Source organism: Nocardia sp. CNY236 (assembly GCF_000482385.1).
In the GTDB taxonomy this organism is placed as follows: Bacteria; Actinomycetota; Actinomycetes; order Mycobacteriales; family Mycobacteriaceae; genus Nocardia.
Map to the genome: position 1 here is coordinate 105,623 of NZ_AXVD01000014.1, position 12,679 is coordinate 118,301.

The 12,679-nt window shown below is 64.5% G+C and carries 13 protein-coding genes; 4 read left to right on the plus strand and 9 right to left on the minus strand.

Translation table 11 applies throughout. The features are described 5' to 3' along the window. Window positions 1-95: 95 nt before the first annotated feature. Together K940_RS0109775 and K940_RS0109780 are read left to right on the plus strand one after the other, a co-directional pair. Window positions 96-1,004: an endonuclease/exonuclease/phosphatase family protein gene (locus K940_RS0109775; protein WP_051407062.1), complete on the plus strand. Its 909-nt coding sequence runs from the start codon at window positions 96-98 to the stop codon at window positions 1,002-1,004. Between the two features lie 341 nt (window positions 1,005-1,345). Continuing rightward, complete coding sequence (locus K940_RS0109780; RefSeq protein ID WP_028477379.1) at window positions 1,346-2,890, plus strand: sodium:alanine symporter family protein; 1,545 nt, start codon at window positions 1,346-1,348, stop codon at window positions 2,888-2,890. A gap of 106 nt (window positions 2,891-2,996) precedes the next feature. On the opposite strand, the gene K940_RS32915 is transcribed toward K940_RS0109780, so the two are convergent. The 9 genes from K940_RS32915 to K940_RS0109830 all read right to left on the minus strand — a co-directional run bounded on the left by K940_RS32915 (window position 2,997) and on the right by K940_RS0109830 (window position 10,755). Beyond that, the gene (locus K940_RS32915; protein WP_028477380.1) at window positions 2,997-3,188 is read right to left on the minus strand and encodes a hypothetical protein; all 192 of its coding nucleotides are present in this window, start codon (window positions 3,186-3,188) and stop codon (window positions 2,997-2,999) included. Window positions 3,189-3,265: 77 nt separating this feature from the next. After that, window positions 3,266-4,279 (minus strand): DMT family transporter, encoded by a 1,014-nt coding sequence (locus tag K940_RS27695; protein ID WP_081706256.1) that lies wholly within the window; start codon window positions 4,277-4,279, stop codon window positions 3,266-3,268. A gap of 162 nt (window positions 4,280-4,441) precedes the next feature. Further along, a complete protein-coding gene (locus K940_RS0109795; RefSeq protein ID WP_196812156.1) occupies window positions 4,442-5,464 on the minus strand; it encodes a DMT family transporter in 1,023 nt (340 codons plus the stop codon). Window positions 5,465-5,701: 237 nt separating this feature from the next. After that, window positions 5,702-6,124: a VOC family protein gene (locus tag K940_RS0109805; RefSeq protein WP_081706268.1), complete on the minus strand. Its 423-nt coding sequence runs from the start codon at window positions 6,122-6,124 to the stop codon at window positions 5,702-5,704. Window positions 6,125-6,129: 5 nt separating this feature from the next. Next, window positions 6,130-6,972 (minus strand): helix-turn-helix domain-containing protein, encoded by an 843-nt coding sequence (locus K940_RS0109810; RefSeq protein WP_028477383.1) that lies wholly within the window; start codon window positions 6,970-6,972, stop codon window positions 6,130-6,132. Window positions 6,973-6,993: 21 nt separating this feature from the next. Next, window positions 6,994-9,339, minus strand: coding sequence for a DEAD/DEAH box helicase (locus K940_RS0109815; protein ID WP_028477384.1), 2,346 nt, complete (start codon window positions 9,337-9,339; stop codon window positions 6,994-6,996). Next, complete coding sequence (locus K940_RS32920) at window positions 9,336-9,521, minus strand: hypothetical protein (RefSeq protein ID WP_028477385.1); 186 nt, start codon at window positions 9,519-9,521, stop codon at window positions 9,336-9,338. Before K940_RS32920 ends, K940_RS0109815 begins: the two co-directional genes overlap by 4 nt. Beyond that, a complete protein-coding gene (locus K940_RS0109825) occupies window positions 9,518-9,817 on the minus strand; it encodes a hypothetical protein (RefSeq protein WP_028477386.1) in 300 nt (99 codons plus the stop codon). Before K940_RS0109825 ends, K940_RS32920 begins: the two co-directional genes overlap by 4 nt. Beyond that, window positions 9,814-10,755: a hypothetical protein gene (locus K940_RS0109830; RefSeq protein ID WP_028477387.1), complete on the minus strand. Its 942-nt coding sequence runs from the start codon at window positions 10,753-10,755 to the stop codon at window positions 9,814-9,816. Before K940_RS0109830 ends, K940_RS0109825 begins: the two co-directional genes overlap by 4 nt. 455 nt (window positions 10,756-11,210) lie before the next feature. Here K940_RS0109830 and K940_RS0109835 point away from each other — a divergent pair, with 455 nt between their 5' ends. Further along, window positions 11,211-12,080 carry a helix-turn-helix transcriptional regulator gene (locus tag K940_RS0109835; RefSeq protein ID WP_028477388.1) on the plus strand — a complete coding sequence of 290 codons (870 nt, stop codon included), beginning with the start codon at window positions 11,211-11,213 and terminating at the stop codon, window positions 12,078-12,080. Then, window positions 12,077-12,418, plus strand: a complete 342-nt coding sequence (locus K940_RS0109840; protein WP_028477389.1) for a DUF397 domain-containing protein — start codon at window positions 12,077-12,079, stop codon at window positions 12,416-12,418. The genes K940_RS0109835 and K940_RS0109840 overlap by 4 nt, the downstream gene beginning before the upstream one ends. The last annotated feature ends 261 nt before the right edge of the window (window positions 12,419-12,679 follow it).

Below are 12,679 nucleotides of genomic sequence, written 5' to 3' on the forward strand. Positions count from 1 at the left end.
GTATTCGGCTGCGAGCGAGTCGAGCACTGTAGCACGCGGGCGGGTCCCGTAGGCTCGGGCGTGTGTATGCACTGGTGAACCGAGGTTTGTTCATAGTGGGTTGGTTCGCTGTCGTGCTGGGCGCCATAGGGCTTGTGCTGCATTTCGGGGATTGGCAGCGGCGTGGGTTGGTGCTGCTCGCCTCGGGGGCGTCGTATCTGATGGTGGGCGCCGTCGTTGGGTCGGTGCTGCTGCTGATCGCACGCGGATGGCGCAGTGGCGCGGTCGCCGCGGTGTTGGCTGTGGCAGCGCTGTGGACACTGGTGCCGGCGTTCGTGCCGCACGGACACGCGGCGACCGGGCCGCGGCTGACAGTCATGCAATCGAATCTGCTCCTCGGTGGCGCCGATCCGGCAGCCGTGGTCGGCGCGGTTCGAAGCAACGACGTCGACGTGTTGACCATCAACGAGTTGACCAACCGCGCGGCCGAAAGGCTGGCGGCTTCCGGCCTGCTCGACGAGTTGCCGTACCGCTACCTCGAGCCGGTCGACGGGAGCGCTGGTGGTACCGGCATCTACAGCCGATACCCATTGCGGGACTTCACGAAATTCGATGGCTTCCTGCTGAACAATATGTCGGTGACGATGGAACATCCGGCCGGCGGGCCGATTGCGGTTTTCGCATTTCATCCGGTGCCGCCATTGGACGTTCGCGCCTGGAGCGCGGAAATGCGTTCGATCCGAGGTCTTTTGGATGCGCATCGTGGCCCAGCCGTCGTGGGCGCCGATTTCAATGCGACCCGAGACCACAAGGCGTTCCGCGACTTGCTGGGCGGTGGTTTCGCCGCTGCCGCCGATCACACCGGGACGGGGTTGTTGCCCACCTACCCCACCGACCGGCCTTGGGGTCCGGTCATCGGGATCGACCATGTTCTGCTGTCCGGTGCCACGGCCGAACGTCTGCACAGCCTCACCATCCCTGGCTCCGATCACCGAGCTGTCATCGCCGATGTCCGTCTCAACTGACGGGCTATGGGGTGAGCCCGCAGACGACCTCACGTGTTCTCGAATGCGGCCGGTGGGGTTGTGGCGCATCCTGTGGTATAGCGGCCTGGCCTTCGTGACAGCGAGTTGCTCGAACACTCCATTCGTGTCGCGGCGCGAATCCGAGCACAGGTGGCCTAGGTTTCGGGCCGTGTGCTGGTGGTTGTCTGGCGGCCGAGGGTATCGCTCCGAGCTGGTATCTCTTGGCGTATTTTACCGAAAAACTTCGCGCATAACACCGATGTCACATACTGGTAACGGGTTCTCGGGCCGACCGTGCAAGTATCTCGGCCTAGACGGATACCTTGATAGGAGCGAGTGTTTTGAGTGGTTTCCTCGACACGGTGAAAAACGCCATATGGAGCGATGCGCTGATCTACCTGTGTCTGGCTGCTGGAGTGTACTTCTCTGTACGCTCCAGGTTCGTCCAAGTGCGGCAGTTTGGGGAGATGATCCGACTGATGCTTCGGGGCGAGAAGTCGCCGTCGGGTGTGTCGTCCTTCCAGGCGTTGACTGTTTCATTGTCCGGTAGGGTCGGAACCGGCAATATCGCCGGCGTCGCCACCGCCATCGCCTTCGGTGGGCCGGGGGCGCTGTTCTGGATGTGGATGGTCGCGTTCCTCGGGGCTTCGACGTCGTTCGTCGAGTCCACGCTCGGACAGATCTACAAGACGCGTGACCGGCTCACTGGAGAGTACCGCGGCGGGCCCGCGTACTACTTCAGCCGGGCAATGGCGCATACGCGCGCGGCCCCGCTGTTCCGGATCTATGGATTCTTGTTCGCGGGTGTGACCGTGCTCGCCTGTGGTCTGTTGTTGCCTGGTGTGCAATCCAATACCATGTCCGGCGCCATGAACACGGCGTGGAGCGTTTCGAAATGGTGGGTCGCGATCGGCGCAACCATCGTGTTGGCCTTCGTGATCATCGGTGGCATCAAGCGTATCGCGGCTTTCGCCTCGGTCGCGGTGCCGTTCATGGCTGTCGCCTATATCGCGTTGGCGCTGATCGTCATATTCGTCAATGCAGCGGAACTTCCCGGTGTCTTCAGTCTGATCTTCTCCAGTGCGTTCGGCACCGACGCGGTCTTCGGCGGGATCATCGGCGCAGCGGTCGCATATGGCGTCATGCGTGGGGTCTACTCCAACGAGGCAGGGCAGGGGACTGGGCCGCATGCCGCTGCCGCGGCAGAGGTATCGCACCCGGCCAAACAGGGCTTGGTGCAGGCTTTCGCCGTCTATATCGACACCCTGTTCGTCTGCACCGCGACTGGCTTCCTCATCTTGTCGACCGGTGCCTACCGTGTTTTCGAGGGTAGCGACAAAGACGCGCCGATTCTGGCCGACGGAGGTGCGCTGCCTTCGGATGTCGAGGTGGGGCCAGCGTTCGCTCAGGTCGGTTTCGATACGTTGTGGAGCGGCGCCGGATCGACCTTTGTCGCAGTTTCGCTCGCCTTCTTCTGTACAACCACGATCATCGCGTACTACTACATGGCGGAAACCAATTTGCGGTTCCTGCTCGGCAAGTACGCATCGGTTCCAGTGCCGGTCCTGCGCGGTACCGTCGGGTCGAACTCGACGCTGCTGTTGCAGGCAGTGCTCTTGGTAGCGGTCGTGGTGGGTGCGGTCGCGACGGCTGAAGATGCCTGGACGCTCGGCGACATCGGTGTGGGTTTGATGGCCTGGTTCAATATCGTCGGCATCATCATCTTGCAGCAGCCGGCCTACAAGGCGCTGCGCGACTACGAGCGGCAGAAGAAGGCGGGTCTGGACCCGGTGTTCGACCCGAAGGTGGTGGGCATCGTCGGGGCCACGTTCTGGGAGACCTACGACCCCAAGAGCGGCAAGGAAAAAGCCGACGCCACGGTGTAGCGAATCGATGGCCGCGGTGTGCCCGTGTACGCAGCCGAAAGGCGTGCGCGGGAGCTGCGGCCATCGGATGCCGGCGCTCGGTGTGCGGCCGTGGGGTATCCGCACATCAGCTTCTCCCACGCATCGCCGTCAGCTCTGCTCGTAGTCGTTCCGCATCGCGGTCGACGACCTCCGACGAGCCTGCGCGGCCCTCGCCGAAAAAGATCCAAGAGCGGGACATCAGTACCGCCATGGCTGCCAGAATCGCCACTGGTATCACAACCGCTGCAGCTGTCGGAACGAGGACCTGAATACTCATGGCAGTCAGTTTCGTACAAACAATTTCCGGCCAATAGTGTCGGTAAAGACATTGTCCGCAAATATTCCGCCAGTCGACTAGGGTCGACGCACCGCCGCTATGGGTATTCGAGATGTACGGCGTTCCGGGTTGGCGCGTCGACGGTCTCCGGGCCGGGAATCGGCCCAGCTGATGGCCAGCAGCGCCCCCGCGATGGTGATGAGCGCGCCGATCAGCTGGCCGGGGCCGAAGGACTCACCGAGAAACAGCGTGGAACACGCCGCACCGGACAGCGGGACCGCGAACATCATGGTCGTGGCCGTCGATGGCGTCACCATACTCAGTCCGCGCGCGTAGAGCAGATATGCCACCGCCGTGGGTCCGACTGCCAGGTAGATGACATTGACCCATCCCGCCGCGGTCATGGTGCTCCACTCCACGCTGGATAGATGCGGAGCCGCGGCCACGAGTAGTGCTGCCGCGCCCACGCTGGTCCCATAGGCGGTCGCGCGCAACGGGTCGACCCCGATGAGCACCTTCTTGGACACGATCGTGTATGCGGCCCAACAGACGGCGGCCAAGAGGTAGACGAGATCACCACCCAACCGTGCCCCGGTTACCTGGTTGTCGGCGCTACTGGCGCTCACGAAGAACAGCGATGCTCCACCCACGGCGACGATCAGTCCGAGGGTGCGTGGCGCAGACGTGCGTTCACGGCCGGTGAGGACGAGGAACGTGGTGGTCAACACCGGGCTCAGCACGGGAATGATGAGTGCGCCATCGAGGGAAGGCGCCAACGACAACCCCCAGAACGAGAACGCGTTGTAGGCGAAGACCCCGAGGAGGCCGACCAGCCCGGCACGGATGGCCAAGCCGCGACGGATCGGTGTGCGGTCGCGTCCGACGGCCAAGGGCAGTGCGAGAACCAGCGCGGCTCCGCCGAAGCGCAACGCAGCCGCAAGCTGATGCGGAAGGTGGTCGACAACGACCTTGGAGCTGGCGTACGAGCTGCCGAACAGCACCATTGTCAGCGCCAAGTGCGGGTACCCGGCGGGCACACTCAGCGGGAATTTCGCGGGATCATCGGCCGGGCGCGTGTGCGGTGTCCACATGAGCGATCCTGCTCAGTGCTGGATTGATTGGCCGACGCGAGTGTAATCGCCAACGGATCGCACCGTCGAACAGGACAATACCGCTGAAAAGCGCGTACCCGATGATTTCGGGCCAGCAGATCGGCGCTCGTGCATCACCGTGACTTGACCAGCACGACGCGGTCATCGACGTGTCGAAGCACCACGCTCGACCGCGGTGGGCGACGCGCCCGCGACAGGTTTCGTGGCGCGGGTGCGCGTCCGTGACGGCAGAAGTTGCCCGTGGGTGACAGCGAGCAGCGCCCCCGCCACGGTGACGAGCGAGCCGACCAACTGGCCCGTGGTGAACGACTCACCCAGGAACAGCGCCGAGCACACCGCGCCGGAGACAGGGACCGCGAACATCATGATGGTGGCCGTGGACGGCGCGACCACGCTCAACCCTCGCGCGTAGCACAGTAAGGCCACTGCTGTGGGTCCCACCGCCAGGTAGACGAGATTCGCCCAACCGGCCACCGTCACCGCGCCCCAGTCCGTGCTGGGCAGATGCGGCGCCGCGACGATGAGCAATACGACTGCGCCCACGCTGGTGCCATAGGCGGCCGAACGTAATGGGTCGACGCCGACGAGCACTCTCTTGGACACGATCGTGTACACCGCCCAGCACACTGCGCTGCCCAAATAGATCAGGTCTCCCGCAAGCCGCGATCCGCTCAATTGCCCCCCTGCGCTACCGGCGCCCACGAAGAACAGTGCCGCACCGCACACAGCGATGATCAGCCCGACGATCCGTGGCAGCGACGTGCTCTCTCGACCGGTGACGACCAGGAACGCTGTGGTCAGAACCGGACTTATCACCGGAATGATGATCGCGCCATCGAGTGACGGCGCCAGCGACAGCCCCCAGAAGAAGAACACGTTGTAGGCGAAGACGCCGATCAAGCCGACCAATCCGGCGCGGATCGCCATCGCCCGGCTGATCGGAGTCCGGTTGCGCCCGACTATCAGCAGTAGCAGTGCGAGCACACCCGCACCGCCAGCGAAGCGCAACGCAGCGGCGAGCTGATGCGGCATCTCGCCGACAACGACTTTGGAGCTGGCATACGCACTACCGAAGAGCACCATCGTGGTGAGCAGGTACGGGTAGCCGGACTGCATGATTTGGTCTGGGGAGACTGTCCGGCTGGGTGCGTCGGGTGCGTTCACCCGAGCGATCCTGCCCAGTGTCTGGTGGCATTGTCCACCGCATTCCGCTCGCCCGATCATCCGGTGGACTCCGCGTCACCGCACCTAGCCGTAGTCGACTCGTGATCGCTCGCGCCGGGCTGGGCCGATGCGGATTCGAACCCGATGCGTTCGGGGTCGGCGGAGATCACCCGCGTGACGCTACCCGGCCGCATTCGGTGAACGACGCTGCATCGCGCGGTCGGCACTCGGGGGTCGTCAGGCGCCCCAGTAGGTGCCGAAGCTCCACAGGTTGCCTTCGGGGTCGCGGACGGTGAAGCCGCGCGCGTCGTAGTCCTCGTCGCGCAGCTCCCGGACCACTTCGGCGCCCGCGGCGCAGGCGCGGGCGTAGAGCGCGTCCGGGTTGTCGCACACCAGGTAGACGGAGTCGGTGCCGGTGGGGCGTTTGCCGAATGGACCGTCGTCTTTGCCTGCCGAGCCGAACATGATGCCGCCACCGAGCGGCCAGCGGAATTCGGCGTGTTCGATGATCGACGGGTCGTCTTCGCGGGCGTAGAGCGCGGCTTCCCGGAAGCCGAAGGCCTCGGTGAGGAAGGCAGCCATCGCGCGGGCATCGCGGAAGGTCAGGGTGGGCCACACGGCGGTGCGGGTGCTGGTTTCGGTTGCTTCCATGTTCGTCATGTCGTTCATCGTCGTCCGGCGTGCTCGTCGGTGGCTTGGACGGATGGAACCTGCTCCGACAGCCAGCTCGTGGGGCTGGTTCCTGCCAGTTCGGCGAAGTCGCGATCGAGGTGGGCTTGGTCGTAGTAGCCGCATGCGGCGGCTACCTGGGCGATGGTGTGCGACGAGGTCGTCTGGGCGAGCATCCGTCGTGCCCGGCCGAATCGGGTGATGCGAGCCGCTGGCTTCGGGCTCAGGCCGAATTCGCGACGGAACTGGCGAGTGAGATGTTGCCTGCTCCATCCGATCCGCTCGGCCAACAGACCGGTCGTGATGTTCCCGCCGGTGTCGACCAGGGTGTGCCATGCCCAGGTGAGTTCCGGGCCGACCACGCGATCGTGGTCGGCGAGCGCCGAAAGCACCCGATCGCAGGCAGCGAAGCGTTCCCGCCAGGTCGGTGCTTCTTGTAACCGTTCCCATAGCTGCCGGCCGACGGGGCCGGCCACGTCGGCCAGTTCGATCGACGTATCCCATAGTGCCGCCGCGGGAATGCCGAACAGGGTGCGGCAGCCCAGCGGGGTCAGCGCGATGGCCACGCCTTCCTGGTCGCCTTGTTGTGCGATCAGTGCGGCGCGCGCCTGCAGGCCACTCAGCACACAGCGATAGTTCTGCGGCGACTGGTGCGGATCGGTTTGCTCGACGACATCGATGGTGGGGCCGATGGCGACGACGAACGTCATATGCCGTGAAGGCAACCCGCGATGGATCGCCGGCGCGAGCCCGGACATACGGTAGCCGACGTAGCGGTCGATGAACGCCGCGAGCGCGGGTGCCGGACGCGCCGTCACCGCATGGATGGGCGGCTCCATATCGGTCACGGTACCTCGCGGTTATCCGCGACCGCGACGTTTCTTCCCGCCCCGGCGTGTGGGGGTCGTCGAATCCAGGTCGACGCCGAGCGCGTGCAATGCGTCGAGATGCGCCCGGCCGAGGCGGCCGCGGCGATGCTCGGTGCGGCATCGTGCGAGCCAGGCGCCCAGCCGGAATCCGTCCGACGTCGTGAATCGTTGCGGGGGATTGGCGTGCCCATGTTCGCGGCGATAGGCGGCCAGCGCCTCGAGGTGACGATGCCACACCTGAGCGCTCGAGGATTCGGCCACCAACTCGACGCCTTCGGCGCGTATCCGAGTGGCGAGTTCGTCGGGCAAGGACCCGTCCCGGTACTGGGTGCGGCGTCGTTGCAGCCATCTACCGAGGTATAGACCATCGGCCGTCACATAGGTGACCGGAACGTTCGTGTGTCCGTGCGCGGCTCTGTAGTCGGCCAGCGCGCGGAGCGCGACGGTCCACCGGGCGTTGCGCCGGCTGGCGCTGGGATGCCAATCGATTCCATACGAGGTCAATACGGCCGCATGTTCGGTCGACAAAACGCCCGCCCGGTAGTACTCCCGACGCTTGCGCAGCCATTGGCCCAGTTCGAATCCGGTAGCAGTGACATGATTCAGCGGAACCTCGCCGTGCCCGTGCGCGGCGTGGAATTCGCCTAGTGCCGCGATGCCGTTGTCCCATCGGGCGGGCAGTGGGTTCCATTCCACGCCGAGGTCGTCCAGTTTTTCGGTGAATGGGCGCGGCAGCGTGCCGGCTCGATGGGCGACGCGGCACCTGGTGAGCCATTCACTCAGGTCGCGCCCGTCAGCAGTTCGGTGTCCGGACGGCACGGCCGTGTGCCCGTGCTCGGCGTGAAAGGCCAGCAGTGCGCCATAGTTCTCCCACCAGGTCGAGGTCGTCATCCGCACTGTGCGCAGCAGAATCGACCGGTGGAACTCGGGGCCGATGCGTGGGGGGAGTCCATCGAGGCGCAGCCACGGGGGAGCGTCTTCGACCCCACGGCGTTCGGATGCCCCCGCGTTCCGGCGGGCTCGGTCGAGGTAGTCACCGATGCGTTCGTCATGGGCACGCAAAGCGCGCACCACGCGCCAGACCGTGTCGAACTGCGAACCGTCCAGCGCTGCTATGGGGTTCTCGCCGTCGACGAGGAAGATCGGCACGATGATCGTCGCGGTCTTTCCTCGGTCTCCGCCGTGGCGTAGGGCTCGACCGACGGCTTGGGTGACGTCGGTGGCGGAATCGCGAGGGTCGGCGAACATCACCGCGTCCAGTGCTGGGACGTCGACACCCTCGGCGAGGACGCGCGCATTCGACACCACCACGGTCGCCGCCCCGGGGCGCCGCAGTTCGGCCAGTGTGGCGCGGCGCTGTTGGGATGTCATGTCGCCGCTGACGCTATGGGCACGCACCGGCCATGGCGGTTTCTCCTCGGCAGGCAGCAGGTCGATTGCCGCATCCAGTCCCGCGGCGAAGCGAGCTGCCGCTGCCACTCGCCCGTGGTAGGTGATGACCCGGCGCAACCGATAGTCGCGTACCGCTTTTGCCAAAGCGATCTGCATGGCGAGGGTTCGTGCAGTCACCGCGCGACCTGCGACTCGCACCACCCGGTGCGCGGTGGTGAGTTCGGCGACGTCGGTGTCGGTGACCGTCACCACCGCCACTCGATAGTCGGCCAGCAGCCCGGCTTCGATTGCGGTGGCGAACGGAAGATGGAAGACCCGAGGGCCGAATACCGTCGGATCGTCCATGCTGACGATGTCGTCACCGCCGACGGTCATGATCCGAGGTGTGGCGGTCAGATACAGCCGCCGCCGAGCCGGTATCCGACGATCGTCGTGGACTCGCGTCCACTGTCCTTTCGTTCCGGCCGTGCGATGGGCCTCGTCGGCCACCAGCAAATCCCACTGTGGGAGTCCGTATTCGGCATGTGCAGCCAGGATGACGGGCAGGCTCGCGTAGGTGGCCAATACCGTGGCCCGCCTGCCGTCGCCGAGCACCTGCGCCAGGTCGGCTGGATCGGTGCCCACCCGGGGTGGGCTCCCAGTGGACTCCGCGTGGAGCTTCGTTGCCGCGTCGGCCGCTGTCCGGTCTCCGCAGACCGCGAGGATCGGGCCGGTTGCCGGTCCAAGGTGTGTCGAATAGGTTTGTGCCGCTTGGGACAGCAGTTCGAGCGTCGGTACGAGCACGAGAACAGGCCCGTTGGGCGCCAGCCGTGCCGAGCACTCGGCGCCGATGACCGTCTTGCCGGTGCCGCACGCCGCAACCGCGGTCGCGCGACCGCAATCGTGCAGGGCCGCGCAGATCTTGGTGACCGCATCCAGTTGGTGTGGCCACAACGATCCGGTCATGGCAGCCACAATCGGGCGCAGGGCAGTGGCGGCAGATCCGGGGTCACCAGGTGGTCGATGGTCACCCATGCCAGTCGCTGCGCGTGGGCTGCCGCCGCGAAAGCACGGGCGACGTGTTCTTCGGCGCGATAGTGCAGCGCCGGACCGTTTTCGAATTCGACTGTCAGGTGGCACTCTGTCACGACGGCGTGTCCGGGTGTCGTGGCCAGCAGGTAGGTGGAAGCACGGTCCACACGTCTGCGTTGCGCCGCATCACGTCGAGCCAGCCGGTGACATGCAACACCGAGGGCACCACGAGCGTGACGGTTCCGGATGTGCCGAGCGTGGCCAGCAACAGCCCGAAGTCCGCGTCGGAGTCTCGCACGAAGATTCTGTGTAGATCGAAGTCTTTGTGCCGGGCGAGGGTGCGGATTGCGTGCACGTGTGCGGTGGTGTGTCGGCCGGAGCGATCGCCGCGCACGATCCCGTACGCCTTCACCGGAGTCCCCGCTCGTCGTCGAGGCTTCCGGTGGTGCGAGCGGTCTGGGTCGGCGTCGGTGCCGCGCTACTGTGCTCGTGGGGAACAGTGCGCGCCAAGGGAAGCTCGCACCGCGTGACGGTGCCTCCGGTGATCGACCGAGACCGAGTGACGCCGGCGCAATACCGACGCACGAGGGTATCGACCGGTTCGTCGGCGTGTTCACGTGTCTCGGTGAATTCCATTCGCAACGTATCCGGTCGCCGGATCAGCCGCACGGTCAGCACGTTCGTCGCACCCGACGCCGATGCGACATCCACTGCGGTGCGAACGAACTCGCGGACGATCGCATCGGCCTGCTCGATCACGTCGCTCGATCCGGCGCGGGACAGGTGGATATGGGTGTTCAACCGCGCGATCTCCACCGCCAGGCCGAACGCCTTGACCGTGAATTCCCCGACGACACCCACATCGCCTGGCACCTGGTCCGACCGACGGTGGTCGGGCGAGCGTGACGCGCCGGCGACGGCATCGAGATACAGCACGCCCACCGGCGGATGCATCCGCGACATTCGCCGCACCAGGAGCTCTCTCGGTTCGGCCAGCCCTTCGAGATGCCGCGGCGACGGCACGACGACGTATCCGCCGCTACCGTTCACCGCAGCGAGTAGGGCTCGTAATGCCCTGTCCCGCGGGGGACTTCCGCGTAGTAGCCGGGGTAGGTCGATCGCGTCACGGCGGGCTACCTCGTGTAGCTGAGCCACGAGTCTTCCGCCGGATTCCCGATCCACCTGTTGCACCAGAAACCACAGCAGACTCGCTGGTGGATCGACTTCTTGGAACACTCGGCACAACCGAAATCCATGGTGTGACGCAAAATCCACGAACGTGCGCATGACCGTGTCAAGCCCATCCTCGATGAGCGGCAATCGCATGTAGCCGTGCAGCTGTGGTCTCATCGCCGAACCTCTCGCAGGTAGCTTCCCTGAGGCAACCCGGCATGAAAGCTTTTGCGGGGGTGTGCTTTCCATAGCGTTCGTATGAGTCGCTTTCGGGCGAGTGACCGCGGCCTACCGCACCGGGCTGCTGGTTCGGCATTGGATGGCGAGTGGGCACCCGGGTGGTTACGCCGAGGCGGAACCGCTTTCGTCGTTGCGCTGGGATGGAAGGCGTCGCGACCGTGACTGCCGTCGTTACTCGACTGGAGTCTCTGTCGATCCTCGGGTCTCAAAACACGCACGAACCACACCCCCTGCTGGTCTCGGGCTTTCCAGTACTCGGAGCTGCCGAGTGCTACACGCCCTATATCTAAAGATAAACTAGCGTGTAAATTTACATGGCGCAATACATTCGAAGTTGGTCTCGGTAGACCAACTAGAGTGCTGTCGGACGTCGCGCGGATGGAGGGGTCGATGTGAGTGGTACGGACAGGCGGGCCGACCCGAATGCGCTGCGGTTTCTGATCGGTCGAGAACTGAAGGTCGCTCGTGAGCGAGCTGGGGTTTCGCAAACGCAGGCGGGAAGCCAGCTCGATTGCACAGCGACAAAGATCAACTATCTGGAAAGCGGCAAGTCGACGCAGCAGCAGGCCGAGGTGATGGTGCTTCTGAAGTTCTACGGTGCCGATCCCTCCCAAATCGAGCGGATCTCTTCGCTTGCCTCGCAGGCAGATCGGACAACATGGTGGGCACCGTTCAGTGCTGTGTTCCCAGATTGGTTCAAGACCTTCGTTGGGCTGGAAGGACTAGCAGACAGTCAGTTCTGCTATACGTCGATGCACCTACCTGGGCAGCTTCAGACGGCTGAATACGCTGCGGCGCTTCTGGAGGGTCACCTCCGTGTACCGCCAGCTGATGCGCCCGCAGTGGTACGTGGCCGTATGGCTCGGCAGCGATTGACCGGAGAACGGCCTCTCAGGCTGCGGGTGGTCATCGAAGAGTACGTCCTGGACCGTGTCGCGGGTGGCCCCTCGGTCATGGGTTCTCAGCTGGAGCACCTGCTGCGCGTCATTGAGCTTCCCACAGTGGAGCTACATGTCATGCCAGTCGGCGTGGCTGTTCACGACGGACTCGACGGCGACTTCATCGTCTTGAACTTCGACAGCGCCAGAAGCATCGGGTACGTCGAGTATCCCGCCGGCGCGCTTTACATCCAGGAAGAAGAGCAGGTACAGCTATATAAGATGGCCACAGATCGGCTCTGTGCTGCCGCGCTGTCGGAATCCGACTCTGTTGAAGCCATCAGAAGCCGGTTGGCGAAACTTGGAATAGAGGAGCGCGCATGACTGTCGCAGATCATCGATCTTGGCGGACCTCCAGCTACAGCGGAAATGGCGAGGGCTGCGTGGACGTGGCCCCCTCGGCAGGCAGTGTCTTCGTTCGTCATGCGAAGCACCACGATCACGGAGTCATCGAGTTCACCGTCGATGAGTGGTCAACATTCATCCGTGAGGCCTGTGAAGGTCTGGCCAGCACAAACGGTGCCGCGCAGGTCGAGCGGGACGGCGGCGACACCTTGGTTACTACTTCTGACATCCGACTGCGGTTCAATGAGATCGAATGGTCGGCGTTCATCGCCGGAGCTAATGATGGCGAATTCGACTTCCAGCTCGGTGTGAAATAGCAGCGTGTTCGACTCCCCCCAGGAGTATCGGCGAGTTCCTCCCTTGGTAGAACCCAGCCATAGTGCTTGGTGAGAAGATGGCGGGTCGTGTCTGCAGCGCGCCATCTATCGGGGTCTATTCAGGCGGGAATCGATTGCTCACGTCGTCGACGGTGGGCTACGCTCAGCAGCAACGAGGGCGGAGCAGTCGTGCCTGCTCCAAGGTCACGTCCGAGGCGGCATAGGGGGATCGTACAGTGTTCCGTGGCAATGCTATTCGCA